The 21,032-nt window shown below is 70.3% G+C and carries 19 protein-coding genes; 10 read left to right on the plus strand and 9 right to left on the minus strand.

The annotated features are described in order from the left end of the window. Positions 1–56: 56 nt before the first annotated feature. The 3 genes from glp to P3T39_RS24300 form a co-directional block, all read right to left on the minus strand. Positions 57–1,325 (minus strand): gephyrin-like molybdotransferase Glp, encoded by a 1,269-nt coding sequence (gene glp / locus P3T39_RS24290; protein ID WP_280701077.1) that lies wholly within the window; start codon positions 1,323–1,325, stop codon positions 57–59. A gap of 151 nt (positions 1,326–1,476) precedes the next feature. Next, the gene (gene galU, locus P3T39_RS24295) at positions 1,477–2,397 is read right to left on the minus strand and encodes a UTP--glucose-1-phosphate uridylyltransferase GalU (protein ID WP_280700992.1); all 921 of its coding nucleotides are present in this window, start codon (positions 2,395–2,397) and stop codon (positions 1,477–1,479) included. A 74-nt stretch (positions 2,398–2,471) separates the two neighbouring features. Beyond that, positions 2,472–3,425 (minus strand): GGDEF domain-containing protein, encoded by a 954-nt coding sequence (locus P3T39_RS24300; RefSeq protein WP_280700994.1) that lies wholly within the window; start codon positions 3,423–3,425, stop codon positions 2,472–2,474. An 88-nt stretch (positions 3,426–3,513) separates the two neighbouring features. Here P3T39_RS24300 and P3T39_RS24305 point away from each other — a divergent pair, with 88 nt between their 5' ends. Beyond that, a complete protein-coding gene (locus P3T39_RS24305) occupies positions 3,514–4,095 on the plus strand; it encodes a 5-formyltetrahydrofolate cyclo-ligase (protein WP_280700995.1) in 582 nt (193 codons plus the stop codon). A gap of 181 nt (positions 4,096–4,276) precedes the next feature. Here the strand turns inward: P3T39_RS24305 and P3T39_RS24310 are convergent, their stop codons facing one another. Continuing rightward, positions 4,277–6,994: a penicillin acylase family protein gene (locus P3T39_RS24310; protein ID WP_280700997.1), complete on the minus strand. Its 2,718-nt coding sequence runs from the start codon at positions 6,992–6,994 to the stop codon at positions 4,277–4,279. Positions 6,995–7,272: 278 nt separating this feature from the next. Here P3T39_RS24310 and P3T39_RS24315 point away from each other — a divergent pair, with 278 nt between their 5' ends. The 5 genes from P3T39_RS24315 to mscL all read left to right on the plus strand — a co-directional run bounded on the left by P3T39_RS24315 (position 7,273) and on the right by mscL (position 11,815). Beyond that, complete coding sequence (locus P3T39_RS24315) at positions 7,273–8,757, plus strand: potassium/proton antiporter (protein ID WP_280700999.1); 1,485 nt, start codon at positions 7,273–7,275, stop codon at positions 8,755–8,757. 294 nt (positions 8,758–9,051) lie between these two features. Beyond that, the gene (locus P3T39_RS24320; RefSeq protein ID WP_280701000.1) at positions 9,052–10,341 is read left to right on the plus strand and encodes an MFS transporter; all 1,290 of its coding nucleotides are present in this window, start codon (positions 9,052–9,054) and stop codon (positions 10,339–10,341) included. A 138-nt stretch (positions 10,342–10,479) separates the two neighbouring features. Then, complete coding sequence (locus P3T39_RS24325; RefSeq protein ID WP_280701002.1) at positions 10,480–10,770, plus strand: FmdB family zinc ribbon protein; 291 nt, start codon at positions 10,480–10,482, stop codon at positions 10,768–10,770. Positions 10,771–10,999: 229 nt separating this feature from the next. After that, entirely contained in the window at positions 11,000–11,323 is a 324-nt protein-coding gene (locus P3T39_RS24330) for a hypothetical protein (protein ID WP_280701004.1), read from the plus strand. A 75-nt stretch (positions 11,324–11,398) separates the two neighbouring features. Then, positions 11,399–11,815 carry a large conductance mechanosensitive channel protein MscL gene (mscL, locus tag P3T39_RS24335; RefSeq protein ID WP_280701006.1) on the plus strand — a complete coding sequence of 139 codons (417 nt, stop codon included), beginning with the start codon at positions 11,399–11,401 and terminating at the stop codon, positions 11,813–11,815. 24 nt (positions 11,816–11,839) lie between these two features. On the opposite strand, the gene P3T39_RS24340 is transcribed toward mscL, so the two are convergent. Both P3T39_RS24340 and P3T39_RS24345 read right to left on the minus strand, forming a co-directional pair. Continuing rightward, positions 11,840–12,019, minus strand: coding sequence for a hypothetical protein (locus P3T39_RS24340; RefSeq protein ID WP_280701008.1), 180 nt, complete (start codon positions 12,017–12,019; stop codon positions 11,840–11,842). 184 nt (positions 12,020–12,203) lie between these two features. After that, positions 12,204–13,175 carry a sigma-70 family RNA polymerase sigma factor gene (locus P3T39_RS24345; RefSeq protein ID WP_280701013.1) on the minus strand — a complete coding sequence of 324 codons (972 nt, stop codon included), beginning with the start codon at positions 13,173–13,175 and terminating at the stop codon, positions 12,204–12,206. Between the two features lie 358 nt (positions 13,176–13,533). Here P3T39_RS24345 and P3T39_RS24350 point away from each other — a divergent pair, with 358 nt between their 5' ends. Both P3T39_RS24350 and murJ read left to right on the plus strand, forming a co-directional pair. Next, on the plus strand, positions 13,534–14,340 hold the full coding sequence (locus P3T39_RS24350; protein ID WP_280701015.1) for a phosphatase PAP2 family protein: 807 nt from the start codon (positions 13,534–13,536) through the stop codon (positions 14,338–14,340). A 384-nt stretch (positions 14,341–14,724) separates the two neighbouring features. Then, complete coding sequence (gene murJ / locus P3T39_RS24355; protein WP_280701017.1) at positions 14,725–16,713, plus strand: murein biosynthesis integral membrane protein MurJ; 1,989 nt, start codon at positions 14,725–14,727, stop codon at positions 16,711–16,713. 193 nt (positions 16,714–16,906) lie between these two features. On the opposite strand, the gene P3T39_RS24360 is transcribed toward murJ, so the two are convergent. From P3T39_RS24360 to P3T39_RS24370, 3 genes are all read right to left on the minus strand, one after another. Continuing rightward, positions 16,907–17,764 (minus strand): metallophosphoesterase, encoded by an 858-nt coding sequence (locus P3T39_RS24360; RefSeq protein WP_280701019.1) that lies wholly within the window; start codon positions 17,762–17,764, stop codon positions 16,907–16,909. A gap of 123 nt (positions 17,765–17,887) precedes the next feature. After that, complete coding sequence (gene lpdA / locus P3T39_RS24365; protein ID WP_280701021.1) at positions 17,888–19,288, minus strand: dihydrolipoyl dehydrogenase; 1,401 nt, start codon at positions 19,286–19,288, stop codon at positions 17,888–17,890. A 225-nt stretch (positions 19,289–19,513) separates the two neighbouring features. Then, positions 19,514–19,765 carry a hypothetical protein gene (locus P3T39_RS24370; RefSeq protein WP_280701023.1) on the minus strand — a complete coding sequence of 84 codons (252 nt, stop codon included), beginning with the start codon at positions 19,763–19,765 and terminating at the stop codon, positions 19,514–19,516. A 329-nt stretch (positions 19,766–20,094) separates the two neighbouring features. Here P3T39_RS24370 and P3T39_RS24375 point away from each other — a divergent pair, with 329 nt between their 5' ends. Further along, positions 20,095–20,259, plus strand: a complete 165-nt coding sequence (locus P3T39_RS24375) for a hypothetical protein (protein ID WP_280701025.1) — start codon at positions 20,095–20,097, stop codon at positions 20,257–20,259. A 119-nt stretch (positions 20,260–20,378) separates the two neighbouring features. Next, complete coding sequence (locus tag P3T39_RS24380) at positions 20,379–21,020, plus strand: ABATE domain-containing protein (protein WP_280701027.1); 642 nt, start codon at positions 20,379–20,381, stop codon at positions 21,018–21,020. Positions 21,021–21,032 lie beyond the last annotated feature (12 nt).

Below are 21,032 nucleotides of genomic sequence, written 5' to 3' on the forward strand. Positions count from 1 at the left end.
GCATCAACACCGCGCTGCGGGTACGAATACCGCGCTACCGTACCTCCCCGCCCTGCTCAGTCCGTGAGAAGGACCACGTCCACGGCGCTGCCGCCGCTCAGGGAGGTGGTCTCCTCGGGGACGGCGATCAGGCAGTTCGCCCTGGCGAGCGCACCGACCAGGTGCGATCCCTCGCCGCCGACCGGGCGCACCTCGCCGTCCTGGTACCAGCCGCGCAGGAACTGCCGCCGCCCTGCCGGGGAACGCAGTTCGACCGGGCAGACGGCCCGGACGACGGGGCGGTGGATGTCGGTGGAGCCGAGCATGGTGCGGATCACCGGGCGGACGAACAGCTCGAAGGAGATGTACGAGCTGACGGGGTTCCCCGGCAGTGCCAGCAGCGGCACGCCGGCACCCGAGCCGATCCGGCCGAAGCCCTGCGGCTTTCCCGGTTGCATCCTCAGCCTGCGGAAGTCGACGCTGCCGTAGCTCTCGGCGCCGTCGCCCGGCTGCAGCGCCTCCTTGACGACGTCGTACGCGCCGACACTGACGCCACCGCTGGTGACGATCAGGTCGGCGCGCCCCAACTGGTCCTCCAGGACGGCCCGCAGCGTCGCCGGGTCGTCGGGGACGCCGCCCACGCGGTAGGCGATGGCGCCCGCGTCCCGGGCGGCGGCGGTGAGGGTGAAGCTGTTGGAGTCGGAGATCTGGCCCGGGCCCACCGGCTCGCCGGGCTGGACCAGTTCGCTGCCGGTGGAGAGCACCACCACGCGGGGCCGTGGCCGGACCCGGACAGTGCCCCGGCCGATGGCGGCCAGCAGGCCGAGCTGGGTCGGGCCGAGCACCGTACCGGCGGAGAGCACGGCGTCCCCGGTCGCGATGTCGCTGCCCCGGCGGCGGATGTGCGCGCCTTCGCCGACCGGACGGAGCACGCGCACCTCCTCGTTCCCGACCGGCGCGGACATGCTGTCGGCGGCCCGGCCCGATCCGGTGCCGCCGTCGGTCCACTCGACCGGGGCGACCGCCTCGGCACCGGGGGGCATCGGGGCGCCGGTCATGATCCGGGCGGCCTGCCCCGGACCGACCTTGGGCAATTCGCCCGCACCGGCCGCGATGTCGCCGACCACGGTGAGCACCGAGGGGTACTGCTCGGTGGCGCCGGTGGTGTCGGCGGTGCGCACGGCGTATCCGTCCATCGAGCTGTTGTCGAAGGGCGGCAGGTCGGTGGCGGCGACCACGTCCTCGGCGAGCGTGCAGCCCTGGGCGTCCAGCAACTGGAGCTCGATCGGGGGAAGCGGAGCCATCTCGCCGAGGATGTCGGCGAGGTGCTCGTCGACCGTCCACATCCGGGGCGAGGCCGGGGCCGGTGCCTCTCCGCAGCAGGGGTTGTCGCTGCTACCCACAGTCCCGGCAGTCATCGCCTCACGCTCGCCTTCTTCGCGGAAATCGCGGATCAGTCGCAGATCATTCGCAGACCGGATGCTGACCGCTGGTGGATCAGCTCTGCATCTCGGTGGCCACGAAGTCCCTGAGCCAGGACCGGAACTCCGGGCCGAGGTCCTCGCGCTCACACGCAAGTCGGACGATAGCGCGAAGGTAGTCCGCACGGTCGCCCGTGTCATAACGGCGGCCCTTGAAGATCACTCCGTGTACGGGACCACCGGTGGACGCGTCCCGGACGGCCAGCCCGCGCAGCGCGTCGGTCAGCTGGATCTCGCCGCCCCGGCCGGGCTTGGTCTCGCGCAGCACGTCGAAGATGGCCGGGTCGAGGATGTACCGGCCGATCACCGCATAGTTCGACGGGGCGTCAGCGGTGTCCGGCTTCTCCACCAGGTCGGTGACCCGGACGACGTCCTCACCGAAGCCGTTGGGCTTCACAGCGGCACAGCCGTACAGATGGATCTGCGAGGGATCCACCTCCATCAACGCGATCACCGAGCCGCCGAGCTCCTGCTGCACCTCGATCATCCGGGAGAGCAGCGGGTCGCGCGGGTCGATCAGGTCATCTCCGAGCAGAACGGCGAACGGCTGTCCCGCGACATGCTGTTCGGCAACCGCGACGGCGTGGCCGAGGCCCTTGGGATCGCCCTGCCGGACGTAGTGCATGTTGGCGAGACGGGCCGACTCCTGGACGCGACGCAGCTTGTCCCTGTCACCCTTGCGAGCGAGCAGCTCCTCCAGCTCGTACGCCCGGTCGAAGTGGTCCTCCAGGGCACGCTTGTTGCGTCCGGTGACCATCAGTATGTCGGAGAGCCCGGCGGCGGCGGCCTCTTCGACGACGTACTGGATGGCCGGCTTGTCGACGACCGGCAGCATCTCCTTCGGGGTCGCCTTGGTGGCCGGCAGGAAGCGGGTCCCCAGCCCGGCGGCAGGCACGACGGCCTTGGTGACGGTCATCCGGGGGTGCGTCTTCGTCATGCGTCGACCTTACTAAGGCAGGTTTCCACCAAGCTGAGATCCGGGTTAATCGACCATGAAACCCCGGACAGCCTTCAGATCCCGTCGTGCGCGGCGGCCACAGCGGCAGTGGCGTGGGCAGCACCGGTGGAGGCCGAGGGATCCGCCTCTCCGGTACAGGGCGACAGATTACCGGTGATTTCCGGTGCTTTATAACGATTCTCGCGATCACCTGCAGGGCTCACGGGCTCCACGGATCTCGTGTGGTCGACGGGGACCTCGTGGTCGAAGGAGCTCAAGTCGCCTGCGAGGCCTGGGAGCTTCGCGGGGCGTGCCGGTCCTGCGGTGCGCCAGCAGTCGCCGCCGGCCGCGCGGGCGCGGGCCAGCGCGCGATCGGCCGCGCGCAACAGGACGGCTGCGTGCGCGCCGTCGCCGGGCAGCACCGCGATGCCGATGGCGGCGGTCAGGCCGTTGCCGCCGACCGGCCGGCGCGGCTCAGGTCCTGCGGGTGACCAGTCCAGCAGCTGGTGGCGCCGCACCGACCAGCACAGCCGCTCGGCGACCTGCGCCGCTCCCTCGGCCCCGGTGTCCGGCAGGACGACCAGGAACTCCTCGCCGCCGTACCGGCCGAGCGTGTCCGAGCGGCGGATCTCCACGCTCAGGCGCTGCGCCAGGTCGCGCAGTATCGCGTTGCCCCGGCCGCGACCGTGCTCGGCGACCACCGTCTCGAAGCCCGCGATCTCCAGCATCAACAGGGCCAGCGGGCGCGGCTGCTCCCCCTCCTCGGCCCGGCGGGCCCGCTCCACCTCGCGGTCCAGGGTGAGTTGGAGGTGGCGGTAGTTCCAGACACCGGTCAACGGATCGCAGGAGGCGGTGCGTTGGAGTGTGTCCCGCTCGGCCTCGAGATCGGCGATCTGCTGCCGCAGCCCGGCCTCGCGGGCCACCGCGCTCGCGGCGGCCCGACGCAGCCTGAGCCCGGACAGCACGGCCGAGGCCAGCGCGGTGGTGCTCAGCCCGGCCAGGGCCTCGACCAGGAGCGGGGGGAACATCCATCGCCTTCCGCATGTCAGGCTCTCAACGCGGACCGACACAGGACAGACCCGTGGTGTCGGCGGGAGCGGAACCCAGGAGGATCCATTGCACAACGAGAAGACCGAGCTCAGGTCACGGTTGCTCGCGGACCGACGTGCGCTGTCGCCCGAATGGCGCGAAAGTGCCGCCGTCGCACTCTCCGGACACGCGGTGGAGCTGGCCGGGCCGGGGCAGACCGTTGCCGCGTACGTCTCGGTCGGCGCGGAGCCCGGGACGCGGCCACTGCTGGAGGCACTGCGGGCCCGGGGTGTCCGGGTCCTGCTGCCCGTACTGCTGCCCGACAACGACCTCGACTGGGCCGAGTACGAGGGCCCGGACCGTCTCGCCCCGGCGGGGCGCGGGCTGCTGGAGCCCACCGGACGGCGACTCGGCCCCGAGGCGGTCTGCGCGGCGGCGCTGGTACTGCTGCCCGGGCTCGCCGTGGACCGGCAGGGCCTGCGGCTCGGCCGGGGCGGCGGCTCGTACGACCGGGTCCTAGCCCGTCTGACCCGTGCTCAGGCCCGGCCCCTGCTGGCCACGCTGCTGTACGACACCGAGCTCCTCGACACGGTCCCCGCCGAGCCCCACGACCACCCGGTCCACGCGGCGGTCACCCCCTCCGCCGTCCACCACCTCAACCCGCGCTAGGGCCTGTCCGGCGGGCCGTTCCGCAATCGGGAAGTTCCTGAGGGGCGCGAGGCCCTGCTTGATCAACTGCGTGCGCGAACAGCCCTCTACGGAGCTGAACGGCCGATCACGAGCCCGAGCAACGGCAAGGGGCCGGCCCAAAAACCCGGGACCAGCCCCATCGAGCCCCCCGCGGGGGGGCTCAGCCCGCGCTCAGGACCAGCTTGTTCTTGGTCGCCTTCTCCACCGCGTCCGCCGACCAGGCCCAGGGCAGGAGTTCACCCTTGGCCCAGAGGTCGGTCTGGTCGTTGTAGTTGGGGTGGAAGGCGTGGCCCGAGGCGCCGCCGACGATGATCCAGCGGGAGGCGTCGAAGTCGCTCAGATCGACGACCATCCGCATCGAGGGGATCCAGTCCACCTTGTACCCCGCCGCCGCGTTCCATCCGGCCGCGTTCACGGCCGCGCTGCCGCCGGAGAGCTGGTACGGGCCGCGGTTGAGCAGCTTGTGGACCAGACCGGAGGCGATGGAGGAGTTGTCCGTGCCGAGCATCTGGTCCTTGAGGGTCAGGGTGTGCAGTCGGCCCCAGTTCCAGGTGGAGATGTCCTTGCCCATCTGGGCCGTGAGGTCCTGGCGGGCGTCCTTCATGGCCTCGGCGAGCAGGTTGTCGAGTCCGTGCTGCGGCAGGTGGTTGGAGTCGATGTAGTCCCACCAGCTGCTCTTGGGGTTGGCGAGCTGCTGCCTGACCACCTCGGTCCACCGGTCGCCGCCGTCGGGCTGGGCGTGGTCGGGGTCGCGGGTGCCGCACTCGGTGACGGCCTGCGGGGTGCCGCCGAGGGCGTCGTCGGGCAGGGTGCTGTCGCGCTTCTGGCGGACCAGCAGGCAGTCCCCCTGGGCCCGGAGGTCGGCCGGGAACTTCTGGCCGAAGGCGAGGGTGAGCAGCTGGCGCCAGACGCCGTTGTAGTACGCGGCGGCGGCGGAGTCCGCGTCCTGGCGGTAGTTCCAGGTCTTGAGCAGGTCCTGGGCCTCGCGGACGTACGGGTCGTTGATCTGGATCTTGAGCAGCATCGGGACGAGCGTCTTGGCCATCACGTTGGTGTTGTCCAGCTGCATCGACTGCATGTCGTCCGGCGAGATCTTGCCGCCGTTCTTGAGCTTGCTCTCGATCAGGTCGGTGATCTCCTTGGCCCGGGTGCCGTACTCCCAGTCCTTGGTGATCAGGTACGGGTACGAGGCGTCGGCCACGGCCTGGTTGGCGGTGACGATGTAGCCGCTCTTGGGGTTGTAGCTGTAGGGCAGGGACTTGAAGGGGACGTAGTCCTTCTTCCAGCCGTAGCTGGAGTCCCAGCCGGGGGCCGGGTAGCTGCCGTCGCCCTTGAGGCGCTGCGGGATCGCGCCGGGGGCCTGGTAGCCGATGTTGCCCTGGGTGTCGGCGTAGATGAGGTTCTGCGCGGGCACGGCGAAGTTGCTGGCGGCGTCCCGGAAGTCGTTCCAGTTGGCGGCGCGGTCGAACTTGAAGATGGCGTCCATGGTGTTGCCCGGGGTGAGGGCGGTCCACTGGAGGGCGACACCGTAGCCCTGGGCCCGGTCCGGGGCGGCGTTGCCCGCGGGGGCGTACTTGCCGACGTTCTGCTGCTCGGAGCTCTGGTCGGAGATCAGCGGGCCGCGGTTGGTGCTGCGGACGGTGATGGTGCGGTCCGCGCCCCCGGCGACCTTGATGGTCTCCTTGCGGGTCTGGAACTTCACGTCCTGGCCGTCGACCAGGTAGGTGTCGGGTCCGGTGACCTTCTCCAGGTAGAGGTCGGTGACGTCGGCGCGGAGGTTGGTGAAGCCCCAGGCGATGTTCTGGTTGTGGCCGATCACCACTCCGGGCATCCCGGCGAAGGTGAAGCCCGAGGTGTCGTACGAGCAGGTGGCGCTGACGGTCCGGCAGTGCAGGCCCATCTGGTACCAGACGGAGGGCAGGCCGGGGCCGAGGTGGGGGTCGTTGGCGAGCAACGGCTTGCCGCTGACGGTGTGGTCGCCGCTGACGACCCAGGAGTTGGAGCCGATCCCCTGGCCCTGCGGGCCGAGCAGCTGCGGCATCGCGGCCATCTTGGTGGAGATGTCGGTGAGCAGCGTGCTGGTGACGGCCCGGGCCTGGGCGGCGGGCGTCTGCGGGCCGACACCGTCGGCGGGCTTGTAGGTGCCGTCCGTCCCGACGGTACCGGTCTTCACGATGGTGCCGTTGCGGTCGTACGGGTACGCCGGGTAGAGCTGGGCGATCTGCTCGGACGTGAAGTCCTGGGAGAGCAGCGAGCGGTCGATCTCCTCCTGCAGGTTGCCGGAGAGGTTCCAGGCCATCGCCTTGAGCCAGGCCACCGAGTCGACCGGGTCCCACTGCTCGGGCTTGTAGCTGCCGTTGACCGTACCGAGCAGGGTGTACTCCAGCGAGGCCTGCTGGCCGCCGGGGTGCCCGGCGAGCCAGGCGTTGACCCCGTCCGAGTATGCCTTGAGGTTCTTCTTGGTGTCGGCGGAGAGCTTGGTGTCGTACTCCTGCTGCGCGACCTGGCGCCAGCCCATGGTGCGCAGGAAGGTGTCGGTCTCGACCTGGCCGGAGCCGAACATCTCGGAGAGCCGGCCGGAGGTGATGTGGCGTCGGACGTCCATTTCCCAGAACCGGTCCTGGGCCTGGACGTAGCCCTGGGCGCGGAACAGGTCCTCGGGCGTGTCGGCGTAGAGCTGCGGGATGCCGTTGGCGTCGCGCTTGACGTCGACGGGCGCGGACATGCCGGGCACGGAGACGCTGCCGGAGACGTCCGGGTAGGACGCACGGACGGCGTTGACCGCCCAGTAGCCGCCGCCGACGACGGCGGCGACGAGTAGCACAACCAGCACGAGCACGATCAGACGGGCGCGCCGGAACTTCTTCGAGCGGGGCATCTGGGTCCTTGGCTGGGGTGCGTTTACGGCCGTGACAGGTCACCACATTAGGGCGACTCAGGTGGCGGACATGCACTGGGGACGTCCACGGTGGGCTGAGGTGGACCCTATCCGGTCTCGATGGACGGAAGCCGACGATCAAAGAGCAGGTAAAATGTTAGACTGAGTAACAAGTCGTCGAACGAGCCATCAGTTCCGCCTTCACCGTGCGTTCTGCCCGCTCGTTCTGCCGTCTCACCGCCCCCGACCGCCCCATTGACGTGCCGAGGTGCCACTGCGTGACTGTCGACCACCTGAACCGCTTCCTGCTCGAGTTCTCCGTGATCCTTCTGGTCGCGGTGGTGGCCGTGCGAATCTCGACCCGATCAGGGCTTCCCAGCCTCCTGATCTACCTGGGTATCGGTGTCGCACTGGGCCAGAACGGCCTCGGCGTCACCTTCAACAACGCCTCGCTCACCCAGGTCCTCGGCTACGCGGCCCTGGTCGTGATCCTCGCCGAGGGTGGCCTGAAGACCAGCTGGGCGACGATAAGACCGGTCATGCCGGCCGCCTCGATGCTGGCCACCCTGGGCGTGGCGGTCAGCGTCTTCGTCACCGCCGCGGGCGCGCACTGGCTGGCCGGCTTCGACTGGCGGGTCTCGCTGCTGCTCGGCGCGATCGTCTCCTCCACCGACGCGGCGGCGGTCTTCTCGGTGCTGCGGATGGTGCCGCTGCCCTCCAGGCTGACCGGCCTGCTGGAGGCCGAGTCCGGCTTCAACGACGCCCCGGTGGTGATCCTGGTGGTCGCCTTCGCCACCACAGGGCCGCTGGACTCCTGGTACGTCCTGGTCGGCACGATCATCGCCGAGCTGGCCATCGGCGCCGCCGTCGGCCTGGCGGTCGGCAAGCTCGGCGCGTACGGGATCAAACACGTCGCGCTGCCCTCCTCCGGCCTCTACCCGATCGCCGTGATGTCGCTGGCCGTGGTGGCGTACGCGGGCGGCGCCCTGCTGCACGGCTCCGGCTTCCTGGCCGTCTACATCGCCTCGGTGATCCTCGGGAACGCCAAACTGCCGCACGGCCCGGCCGTCCGCGGCTTCGCGGACGGGCTGGCCTGGATCGGGCAGATCGGCATGTTCGTGGTGCTCGGCCTGCTCTGCAACCCCGACACCATGGGCTCGGCGATCATCCCCGCGCTGGTGATCGGCGCGGTGCTGGTCTTCCTGGCCAGGCCCGCCTCGGTCTTCGCCGCCCTGACGCCGTTCCGGCTGCCCTGGCGCGAGCAGGCCCTGCTGAGCTGGGCCGGGCTTCGCGGCGCGGTGCCCATCGTGCTGGCGACCATCCCGCTGGTGGCCGAGGTGCCGCAGGCGCAGGAGGTCTTCAACATCGTCTTCATCCTGGTCGTCGTCTTCACCCTGCTCCAGGGCCCGACCCTGCCGCTGGTCGCCCGCAGGCTGCGGATCTCCGAGGGCGCGATGGGCCAGGACCTGGGCATCGAGTCCGCGCCGTTGGAGCACCTGCACGGCCGGCTGCTCTCGGTCTCGCTCTCGGGGACGTCCAGGATGTCCGGCGTCGAGGTGGGCGAGCTGCGGCTGCCCGCCGGGGCGGCCGTCACCCTGGTGGTCCGCGACGGCACCAGCTTCGTCCCCGACAAGGCAACCGTGCTGCGGGCGGGCGACGAACTGCTGGTCGTCACCACCGAGGACGTCAGCGAGACTGCGGAGCGCAGGCTTCGGGCCGTCGACCGGGGCGGAAAGCTTGCCGGATGGCTGTACGGGCGCTAGATTCGTATGTTTTCCGCATCGTTCACCTTGTGTGGACCACGCGGACCGGGTCCGCAGTGCGTACTATGGACCGACATACCTGATTTCATCACCGAAAATCCGCAACATCTGTCTGATGCAGAGTTGGCGCGACCGCTCGGCGGCCGTGGTCCCTCCTCTGTCGGCCCGCTTCCAGTTCCACCGGCCGACGTGGACCCGGTATCTACCCCGGTCAACGCACGAGAGGACGACTCTCGGCGCTGCCGGGGCCACCCCATACCCGGCCGCGCTACCAGACAGCAGGAAGGACCGACCGTGACGGCCCGCCGAACGGTCGCAGAGCCCACTCCTACCCGCGTCGGCTACGGCACGCTGCTCCGCACCCCCGGAGCCTGGACCTTCCTGGTCCCCGCCTTCGCGGCCCGACTCCCCTACGCGATGCTCAGCGCGGCCGTCGTGCTGCTCATCCAGCACGAGTACAACTCGTACGGCACGGCCGGCCTGGTCGTGGCGTTCGCCGCGGCGACCCAGGCGCTGATCGGACCGCAGAGCGGCCGGCTGGCCGACCGGTCCGGCCAGGCCGTCGTGCTGATTCCCACCATCGCGGCGCACGCGGTCTCGGTGGCCGCGCTGATCGCGCTGGCGCTGAACCACGCGCCGGTCTGGACGCTCTACCTGGCAGCCGGCACCGCCGGTGCCAGCGTGCCGCAGATCGGCGCAATGGTCCGAGCCCGCTGGGTCGCCAAGTTCTCCGACTCGCCGCAGAAGCTGAACACCGCGTTCGCCTTCGAGTCCGTGACCGACGAGTTCACCTTCGCGATCGGCCCGGTGCTGGCCTCCGGCATCTCCGCCTTCGCCTCGCCCTCGGCCGCACTGATCACCGAGGCCGCGTTGACCGTGGTCGGCGGCCTCGCCTTCGCCGCGCAGCGCCGTACCGCGCCCGCGCTGCACCCGTACGTGCCCGGCACCAAGCAGGCCTCGGCGCTCTCCTCGCCCGGCGTCCGGCTGCTGGCGGGCTCCTTCCTGGGCGTCGGCTCCGTCTTCGGTGCCATGACGGTCTCGGTGACCGCCTACGCCACGGCCGAGGGCCAGTCCGGCCTCACCGGCGTGGTGTACGGGATCTTCGCAGGCGGCAGCATGCTGGCCGGTGTGCTGTACGGCATGATCTCCTGGCGGCGCTCGGTCAAGCAGCGGATGCTCGGCAGCTACACGCTGCTGGTGCTGGGCTGCTCGACGCTCTGGGCCATGCCCAACCTGACCACGCTGGCGATCGCCGGGCTGTTCTGCGGTCTGGCCATCGCACCGACCCTGATCAGCGGCTACACGCTGGTCGAGACCCTGGTCGCGGACGGCGCCAAGACCGAGGCGTTCACCTGGCTGACCGGGGCCATCGGGCTCGGCCTGGCGGCGGGTTCCATCGTGGCCGGGCTGCTGGTGGACCAGCACGGCGCCTGGGCCGGCTTCGTGGTGCCGGTCTTCGGGGCCGGGCTCGGCCTGATCGCACTGGTGTCGCTGCGGCGGCTGCTGACCGCGCCGAGCGCACCGAGTGTCGTCGTCGCCCACGGCGCGAGCCAGGTCCAGCTGGCCGGTGTGTCCAAGGGCTGAGATTCGAAGAGCAGTGCGCCGGGTGGGGGTATCTCACACGCGGTGGCGCTGGACTGATGCAGCGGAATGCCGCATCATTGACCGTCGTTAGCACTCATCAGGCGAGAGTGCCAGGGGGAAGTGCAGGAGGAAGAACAAGTGCCCACGTACCAGTACCAGTGCACCGAGTGCGGCAACGGCCTGGAGGCGGTGCAGAAGTTCACCGATGAGGCGCTGACCACGTGCCCCGACTGCCAGGGGAAGCTCCGCAAGGTCTTCTCGGCCGTGGGCGTGGTCTTCAAGGGCTCGGGTTTCTACCGCACCGACAGCCGCTCCTCGTCGAGCAGCTCGGTGAGCTCGTCCTCGACGGCGTCCTCGTCCCCGTCGCCCGCCGCGTCGGCTCCGGCCGCTTCGCCGGCTCCGGCGGCCAGCTCCAGCGCTGCGAGCTGACACGGACACTCGTTCGCACCTGTCGGCGCTCTGTTGACTCGTTGCTCTGTCGACTCGTTCGAAAGGCCCGGGTTCGGAAACGAACTCCGGGCCTTTCGCATGACCGCACCGGCCATTCGTATGACTGCACCACTCCCATGGGTGAACGGAGTTATCCACAGGGCCGGTTTATCCACAGGAATTCGCCGGGGGATTCCGTGCACTGCGGGGGCCGCGCACTCTGATGCGCATGACGACGTACCTGGAGCACCAGCCGCTGCACTCCCACTCCGGATCAATCGGCACCACCCCTGCGTCGGCCCCCTCGGCCGTACCGCCCCGGCGGACCGTCCCGGCCTTTCCCCCGATCCGGCGCGGAGGGGGCGGGCGACACCGGCTGCAACAGGCCGTCCGGCACCGACCCGGGATGCTGGCGACGGGGCTGCTGGCCGCCGCCACGGCCCTCACCGCCGGTCCGCTGCGCCCAGGTCCCCCGCCACCCGCCGCCCCCTCGGCGGCGGCCGGCCCGGCCACCACACCGCGCTGCACGGGCACGGCACCGCCCAGTGGATGAGCGCGCGGGAATGCGTCAGTGCGACGGCACGGAATTCAGCCGTGACCGAACGGCTGCACTGTCGTTCAGCGCGACATGAAGGGCTTCAAGGAATTCCTGCTCCGCGGCAATGTCATCGACCTCGCCGTCGCCGTCGTTATCGGCGCGGCCTTCACCAATATCGTCAACGCCTTCGTCAAGGGCGTTATCAATCCGATCATCGGAGTGTTCGGGACCAAGGACCTCGCGGCCTACGCCTCCTGCCTCAAGGGCCCCTGCACCATGGACGGGGCCGGGAATGTCACTTCCGGCATCTACATCCTGTGGGGGTTGGTGCTGGCGGCCCTCGTCCAGTTCCTGATCACGGCCGCCGTGGTCTACTTCGCGCTCATCGTCCCCATGAAGCGCTACATGGCCAGCCGCAAGACGGCTGCGGAGGCCACCGTCGAGGCCGAGGAGAAGGAGGTCGCGCTGCTCACCGAGATCCGCGACGCCCTGGTACGGCAGGGCTAGCGCCCCGGCCGCCAACCGATCCGATCAACCTCCGTGATGCGGCGGCCGCTGGCTCAGGTACCAGTCCAGGCCGCGCCCGCCACCCTCCGCCGCCTCCGGGCGCTCGCCCCAGCCCCGGTCCGTGTCATCGCCGGTCTGCCGTTCCAACGGGTCACCGAAGACCAGCTTCGCCTTCGGCCGGGTCGGCTCTTCCTGCTCGGCCATCTCTCCTGTGCTCCTTGCCAATTCCATCGTCAGCCGCATCAGCTGCATCGCCGACTCCTCCACCCCAGCCTAGGCAAGTCCTGGACCGTTCCGTACGGCCCGGCCACCGGCCCTCCGCTCCCGGACGGCGTCGGACCCCGGAGCGGCCGGTGGCCGGACCAGGGTCCTCGGCGGGGTGCGGGTGTCAGGCGGCCTCGAAGCCGGCGTGGTCGGCGATCTTCTTCAGTTCGGCCAGCGCGTGCTTCTCGATCTGCCGGATCCGCTCCCGGGTGAGCCCGTGCTGCTTGCCGACCTCCGTCAGCGTGCGCTCACGGCCGTCCTCCATGCCGTACCGGGAACGGATGATGGAGGCCGTCCGGTCGTCGAGCCGACCGATCAGATCGTCCAGCTCCTCCCGGCGGAGCATGACCATCACGGCGTCCTCCGGGGAGACCGCGCCCGTGTCCTCGACCAGGTCGCCGAACTGGGTCTCGCCCTCGTCGTCGACCGACATGTTGAGGCTGACCGGGTCACGGGCCCAGTCGAGCACGTCCTTGATCCGGTCCTCGGTGGTGTCCAGCTCGGCCGCGATCTCGGCCGGTTCCGGCTCCCGGCCCAGCTCCTTGGCCTTCTCGCGCTGCACCCGGCGGATCCGGCCCAGCTCCTCGACCAGGTGGACGGGCAGCCGGATGGTGCGCGACTGGTCGGCGATCGAGCGCGTGATCGCCTGGCGGATCCACCACGTCGCATAGGTGGAGAACTTGAACCCCTTCGCATAGTCGAACTTCTCGACCGCCCGGACCAGGCCGGCGTTGCCCTCCTGGATGAGGTCGAGCAGAGGCAGGCCGCTGCGCGGGTACCGCCGGGCGACCGCGACCACCAGACGGAGGTTCGAGCGGATGAAGACGTCCTTGGCGCGCTCGGCGTCCTCGGCTATCGCCTCCAGCTCATCGCGCTTGGTGCCCTTCGGAATGGCGTCATCGTCCAGCAGGTGCTGGGCGTAGACACCCGCCTCGATGCGCAGCGAGAGCTCGACCTCCTCGGCGGCATCGAGCAGAGGCGTCCTGGCGATCTCGTCGAGGTACATACCGACAAGGTCGCGGTCGGCCTCAAGGTTGTTCGGGCGAGCCGAGCGAGTCCGGTCGGCTTTGTCACGAACGACGGCACGAGTGGCCATGCTTGCTCCCTTGCTGCTGGTGCCGGTCTACCTGGTCTTCACCCCCGCCGGGGCGAGCCCGGGGACAAGAAGAAGCGGGCCTCCTGGAGGCTCACACGTAACGATCCAACGCACAGAATTCGGACAACATTCCCAACTCGGCCAGATTCGTCTTCGGATGCAGTATCCTGCGGAATTTTCCCCATGATCGCGCACATTGCGCGATCGAATGGAGACAGACTGTGGCGAAAACGTCCCGTCCGCCCGTTCACCGAATCAACGAACGAGAATCGACATCCGCAGCTTCTCCTCACAAAAGATGCCAAATCGCTATCCGCTCGGCACAGGCTCCGCCACCGCACCTGGGAAGGTGTCAGCCATGCACCTGACCACCGACGGCGTCCACGCCGCTCCCGCCCGGCGCCGCCGCGGCCGACTGCTCGAGTCGGCAGCCCTGGCCCTCGGCTGCGCCGCCCTGCTGGGAGTGCTGCTGGCCCTGGTGCAGGGCGGCTGGGGGCCGCTGTACCGCCTGGACCACGGGTGGATCGACGCGCTGCACGACTTCGCCCGCCGGCACACCGCGTGGACGGCGTCGATGCAGATGCTCGCCGACATCGGCGGCACCGTCACCATGCGCACCCTGCTGGGCCTGGCGGCCGTCTGGCTCTGGGTGATCGGCGCCCGGATGCTGGCCGGCTGGGCGATGGCCCAGATGCTGGTGGGCTGGCTGGTCGGCTGGGCCGGGAAGGCGCTGGTCGGTCGCGCCAGGCCGCTCTTCACGGATCCCGTCTCGCACGCGTCCGGCGCCTCCTTCCCGTCCGGGCACGCGCTGGCCTCCGCGATCACCTGCGCCGCACTGGTGATCCTGGTCTGGCCCCGCGCCAGCCGGGCCGGTCGGGCCACCGCCTGCACCGCCGCCGCACTCACCGTCCTGGCCATCGGCTGGACCAGGATCGCCCTCGGGGTGCACTGGCCCAGCGATGTGCTGGCCGGGTGGCTCACGGCCGGCCTCGTGGTCGGCGGAGTGACGGCCGCGGTCGAGCTGTGGCGGCCGGGCGCACTTAGCCGGGACGTACGCCGGGTCAACTGGCGGACGAGACCGAGAGTGCAGCGTGTCCTGGCGCCAGGCGCCACGGCGGGCGTACCCCGAGAGAGCGGATCCACCTCCGCTCCTGACGATCAGTGACAAAGATCACACCACACAGGAGTGGCCCCGGGGGAGGGATCAGGGCAGTGGCGCACCAGCGGAAGCTCTCCGTACAGGCACCAAAAAACCATTGCAAACTCGGGCATTCGTACCATACTGCCGCCCAGTTGGGCTCCGATCGGGATGGACGGCCACCTCGGAGAGATCTCCGGCACACGGCACCTGGCTCCCCACCGAGTGCCGAGTTAGGGCAGACTTCTCCGGTTGGGTGCACCTGCGCCCAGCCCGGGGGAACCAAGCACGACGGCGCGGACCAGGCCGGTCGTACGAGGCAACACCCGCTCCGTACACCAAGGGACCGCCGGACAGCGGTTGTGGAGGCCCCGCAACCGCACTGCCCAGGCACCGAGTGACGGGGGTCCGATGACCATGCACACGACGGGCGAGCCGTCCGGCTCGTACGGCGGCGACCCGCCCACCATGTCGCTGCGCCAGATTCCCGACCAGCCGTTCATGCCGTCGATGGACGCGCAGCAGCCGCAGTACGACTCGCAGCACGAATCGCCGTACGGTCCTCAGCCGACCATGCAGCTCGGCACCCAGCTGCCGCCGCCGCGTCAGCCGGCGGAGCAGCCTCCGGCGGAGGCCGAGGAGGCTCCGGCCGCCAAGGAGTCCTCGGCCGGCCGCAACGGCCTGATCATGGCCCTGGGCTCGCTCACCTCGCGTGCGCTCGGCTTCGTCCGGGCCGGTGTGATCGCCGCCGCGCTGGGCGTCGGCCCTCTCGCCGACGGCTACGCTGTCGCGACCCTGCTCCCCAACACCGTCTACCTGATGCTGATCGGCGGTGTGCTGAACTCGGTCTTTGTTCCCGAGCTGGTGCGCGCCGCGCAGACCCACAAGGACCGTGGCGTCGCCTACACCAACCGTCTGCTGACGGTCTGCGGCGTGGCGTTGATCGCCATCACCCTCGTCGCCTGGCTCTTCGCGCCACAGATCGTGGACTCCTACACCAACTACTCGCCGGAGCAGCACGTCCAGCGGGCACTGACCATCGCGCTGGCCCGGTACTGTCTGCCCGCCATCCTCTTCTACGGCGTCTTCGGCCTGCTCGGCCAGGTGCTCAACGCCCGCGACCGGTTCGGCGCGATGATGTGGGCGCCGGTGATGAACAACGTCGTGGTGATCGGCGTCTTCGGCCTCTACATCGCGATCTGCAAGCACGCGGAGTCGGCCGACCAGGTGAGCAGCGGCGCCACCATGCTGCTGGGCGCGGGCAGTGCATTCGGCATCCTGCTCCAGGCGCTCTCCCTGCTGCCCTCACTGCGGGCCTCCGGGTTCCGCTACCGGCCGCGCTTCGACTGGAGGGGCGCCGGCCTCACCACTCCGCTGCGGGCGGCGGGTTGGGCCCTGATGCTGGTCGTGGTCACCCAGCTGTCCTTCAACGCGATCACCAACATGGCGACCGGCGCCGGGTCCCAGGCCCACACCCTGGGCCTGAAGGAGGGCCTGGGCTACACCCCCTACAACAACGCCTACCTGCTGTTCGTCGTCCCGCAGGGGATCATCACGGTCTCGATGGTCACCGCGATCCTGCCGAGCATGTCCCGCGCGGTGAGCTCGTCGCGCTTCGAGGAGGTCGGCCGGGAGCTGGCCCAGACGCTCCGCAGCTCGGCGGGGATGATCATCCCCGCCACAGCGATCTTCCTCTCGCTGGCGAGCCCGATCATCGGCCTCGCCTACGGGCACGGCAGCGTCATCAAGGCCGCCGACGTCGAGGTCATGGCCGAGATGCTGATGGCCTTCGCGATCGGCCTGCCGTCCTTCTGCGCTCAGTACGCGCTGGCCCGTGGGTTCTACGCGATGAGCGACGCCAGGACCCCGTTCTGGCTGACCACGGTGATCGCGGGCAGCAATGTCGCGCTCTCCGCCGTCGCGTACTTCACGCTGTCCCCGCGCTGGATCATCGTCGGGATGGGTGTCGCACAGACCGTGGCCACCACCCTCGGCATGGTCATCACCGGGCGGGCCCTCGGGAAGCAGCTGCGGACCAAGGCAGCGGCCGCGCTGCCCTCCGACGCAACCCTGGAGATCGGCGGCGGGCGGCGCTCGCGCGGCCGCAGCGGGCTGGACGGCAGCCGGGTGGTCACCCTGCACCTGGCGCTGGCGCTGGCCTGCGCACCCGGTGCGCTGGCCGCGCACTGGCTGGCCGGGCAGTGCGCCGGTGCGCTCGGCAGTGGCATCGTCGGCAACTTCGTCGGGCTGTCCGCCGGTTCACTGGCCGTGCTGCTCTCGCTGTTCGTGCTGGCCAAGCCACTGGGCGCGGCCGAGGCGGTGGCTCCGCTGGCCCGCAAGCTGCGGATCCCGTACGCCGTCCCGGAGCCGGCCGCCTCCGGCGGCAAGCACCGCCGCTGAAGCACCGCCGCTGGTAGTACTACGGCCTGTCCCGGCCGGTCGCGGGTACGACGTCGGCGCTGCTCGGTCCGGGGTGCGAGTCGGCCGTGCAGGAGAGCGCTTCGGCGCCGGGCCCGGTGACCGGCCGGTCAGCCTGCGTCAGGCCGGCCGGTCACCCGGCGTCAAACCCGACGTCACCCGACGTCACCCGGCGTCACTCGACGTCGCCCGGGTCGAGCACCTCGCGCAGCAGCCCGCGAGGGAAGCCGCGGCGGCCGTACTCCCTCGGGTAGCCGATCGAGACCTCCTCGAAGCGGATGCCGTCGTACACCGTGGTCCGCGGGATGTGCAGATGTCCGTAGACCACGGCGGCGGCACGGAACCTGCGGTGCCAGTCGGCCGTCCGTTCGGTGCCGCACCACTGCGCGAACTCCGGGTAGTGCAGGATCGCGGTGTCCTCGCGGACCAGCGGGAAGTGGTTGACCAGGACGGTAGGCAGCGCCGGGTCCACGGCGGCCAGCCGCTGTTCGGTCAGGGGCACCCTGGCTTCGCACCAGGCCGCGGCGTCCGGGTAGGGGTCGGAGTGCAGCAGGAACTCGTCCGTGCACACCACACCCGACTCGTACGCCCGCTCCATCGCCTCCTTGCGGCTGAGCCCGGGTGCGCGGAACGAGTAGTCGTAGAGCACGAACAGCGGCGCGATCGCCACCGGCCCGCCCGCCCCCCGCCACACCGCGTACGGGTCCTCCGGCGTCAGCACGCCCAGGCTGCGGCAGAGTTCCACGAGATGGCGGTACCGCTCCTCACCGCGCAGCTGGACCGGGTCGCCGGGCGGCGTCCACAGCTCGTGGTTGCCGGGGGCCCAGATGACCTGCGCGAAGCGCTCCTTGAGCAGACCCAGCGCCCACTCGATCTGGCCGACCGTCTCGCTGACGTCACCGGCCACGATCAGCCAGTCGTCCGGCGACTGCGGCAGGAGTCGTTCCTCCAGGATGCGGCGGCTCTCCGCATAGTGGATGTGCAGGTCGGAGACCGCCAGCAGACGGCCGGGCCGTTCGGTGCTCTCGCTCATCGGGCAATCATCTCGCTCAGGGCGCATCGAGAAGTGATCTATCGGCAAACCGAGTTGAGTCGCGGTCGAGTCCTGCCGGGGCCGATCGGGCGTCGGCCCCGGCAGGGCGGTCGGACCAGGTGACTACATGTTGATCATGTGGCCGGCCAGGCCGTGGATGGCTTCCTTGACGGCCTCGCCCAGCGTCGGGTGCGCGTGGACGTTGCGGGCGATCTCGGTGACGGTGAGGTCCCACTGCTGAGCCAGGGTCAGCTCGGGCAGCAGCTCGGTGACCTCGGGGCCGATCATGTGAGCGCCGAGCAGCTCGCCGTACTTGGCGTCGCTGATGATCTTGACGAAGCCGACGGTGTCGCCCAGGCCGTGGGCCTTGCCGTTGGCCATGAAGGGGAACTTCGCGACCTTGACGTCGAAGCCCTGGTTGCGCGCCTGCTCCTCGGTCCAGCCGAAGCTGGCGATCTGGGGCTGGCTGTAGGTGGCACGCGGGATCATCACGTAGTCGAGCTCCATGGTCTCGGCGCCCGCGATGGTCTCGGCGGCGATGACACCCATCGACTCGGCGGCGTGGGCCAGCATCAGCTTGGCGGTCACGTCGCCGATCGCGAAGATGTGCGGCACCGAGGTGCGGCAGCGGCCGTCCACCTCGACGGCGCCGCGCTCGGTCAGCTTCACACCGGTGTTCTCCAGGCCGTAGCCGGTGACCCGGGGGGCGAAGCCGATCGCCTGCAGGACCTTGTCGGCCTCCAGGACGCGCTGCTCGCCGTTGGCGGTGACGGTGACCTTGACCTTCTCGCCCGAGTCGTCGATCGCGTCGACCCGGGTGGAGGTCAGCACCTCGATGCCCAGCCGCTTGTAGCGCTTGAACAGCTCGGCCGAGACCTCGGCGTCCTCCAGCGGCGCCATCCGGTCCAGGAACTCGACGATGGTGACCTTCACACCGTAGTTGTGCATCACGTACGCGAACTCGATGCCGATGGCACCGGCGCCCGCGATGATGACGCTCTCCGGCAGCTGGTCGGCGAGGATCTGCTCCTCGTAGCTCACCACGCGGGGGCTCAGCGAAGTGCCGGGGAGCAGCCGCGGGGTGGCGCCGGAGGCCAGGATGCAGTGGTCGAAGGTGACGGTCTGAACCGCACCGTCGGCGCCGGTCACCTGGAGGGTGTTGGCGTCCACGAACTGGCCCCGGCCCTCGAACTGGGCGATCTTGTTCTTCTTCATCAGGTAGTGGACGCCCTTGACCCGGCCGTCGGCGACCTGACGGCTGCGCTGGAACGCTTCCTTGTAGTCGAAGCTGATCCGGCCCTCGACCTGGATGCCGTAGGTCTTGGTCTCGTGCGTCAGGATGTGCGCGAGCTCGGCATTCCGCAGCAGCGCCTTCGACGGGATGCACCCGACGTTGAGGCACACACCGCCCCAGTAGCGCTCCTCCACGATGCCGACGCTCAGGCCGAGCTGCGCGCTGCGGATGGCAGCGACGTACCCGCCCGGGCCGGCTCCGAGGACAACGACATCAAAGTGGTTGGTCATGTTCGCCTTCGATTCGGTTGGTGACCGTGTCCTTGTGGACAGCCGGCTCCGGAGAGTCCGGCCATCCCCAAGCCTGTCCTATGCGGGCGCGGGCGGCATCGCAGCCCCCCGGTATCGCGGCCGCACCCGCCGCCCGACACCCGGACGGCAGGGGATCGGTGCAGGTCAGACGGCCACCGGTAGGGGTGTGCTCGGGCTGGTCCTCGGCCATCGGGTTGCCGAAGCTCAGCGGCCCCGACAGCACGTCCCGCCGGTAGTCGGGGCCCGCGTTGGACTGGTGGCGGGCCAGCCGGTGGTCTGCAGGCCGTCGCGGACCTCCCGATGGCCGGTGAGCAGCCAGGCGGCGGCGCCACTGGGTGTGCGGATCCGGTGGATCGGCGCGAGCGCGTTCAGTCCGGCGTACGCGCGGTAGGGGTCGGCGTGGAAGTCGTCGTCGAAGGGTGCCAGGAGGTTCTTCCCCTCCCGCTGCTCGGCCATCAGGAGCCTCTCGGGTGCCGGGGCAGGGCATCGTCGACCCCAGTCTGGGAAGGGCGCGTATCACCGGGGTATCCGAGGAGTGGTCGCGGCCGTTTCCCCCGTGGGAGATCTCACCGGGCACCCGACCGCGAGGCACCCGACCGCGAGGCACCCGACCGCGAGGCACCCGACCGCGAGGCACCCGGCCACAAGCTGCCCGGCCGCAGGGCATCTGACAGAGAAGTAGGAAGACCCTCGCCCGTCCCGTCCGCCCGTGGTCGGCTTGGGCCCGCCGCGCGAGGGCACCCGGCATCGGCCTTCCCGCCAGGGGGCACATCAGGGGGCACAGGGTGACGGCTGTCCAGTACCGCGTTCTCGGGGCACTGGAGGTCTCCTACCTGTCGGTCCTGATGAGCCGCGGCGAGCTGGACGTCCTGTCGGCGGGCGCGAAGTCCCCCACGGCTGCGCGCCGTTCCCATCGCTGTGTGCGGACACAGCACCAGTACGCGAGGTAGCGGGTGGCCCTGCGCTGCCGCCGAACAGGACACCCCCGGCACCGTGGCGCGGGGTGTAATTAAAAACTTGACCATGATGCATTAGTGCCGGGGCCGGTCCCGGCGGGCATCATGGAGCCATGAGCAGCCCCACGGCATCGGCGGTAGACGACCTGCCCCTCACCGGTGAGTCCCTCGCACTCGACCTGGTGAACACCACGTTCATCCGGGGCGGCGCCCGCGGTGTCCTGGTCGATGCCCTGCACGAACCGGCCGACCTGGACCGCTGGTTGCGGACCCGGCTGGCCGACTTCGGCGAGCCGCTTCGCCGGCTGCTCGACGGGCCGAGCGGCGTCGAGGCCACCCAGGGCCATCTGGACCGCTACCGGGAGCTGCGCGCCGCCCTGCGCGACCTCGCCGCCACCACCGTCGACGGCACGGCCCCGCAGCCCGCCACCGTGGCCGCCGTCAACGCGGCCGCCCGGCTGTCGGCCGGCTGGCTCGAACTCGACCCCGACCGGCCCGGCAGCTCTGTCCCGCGCTGGACCGAACCGGACCTGCGCCTGGCGGCCCTCGGCGAGATCGCGGCGGCTGCCGTCGCCCTGTTCGCCGGGCCGTCGGCCGCGCAGGTCCGCGCCTGCCCGGCGCCCGGCTGCATCCTGTACTTCGTCAAGAGCCACTCACGCCGCGAGTGGTGCACCAGCATCTGCGGCAACCGGGTCCGGGTCGCCCGGCACACCCGCCGCCACCGCGAACCGGCCCCCGGACAGGTCGGGGCCTAGGCCCTCGCGACG

This window comes from Kitasatospora sp. GP82 (assembly GCF_029892105.1).
In the GTDB taxonomy this organism is placed as follows: Bacteria; Actinomycetota; Actinomycetes; order Streptomycetales; family Streptomycetaceae; genus Kitasatospora.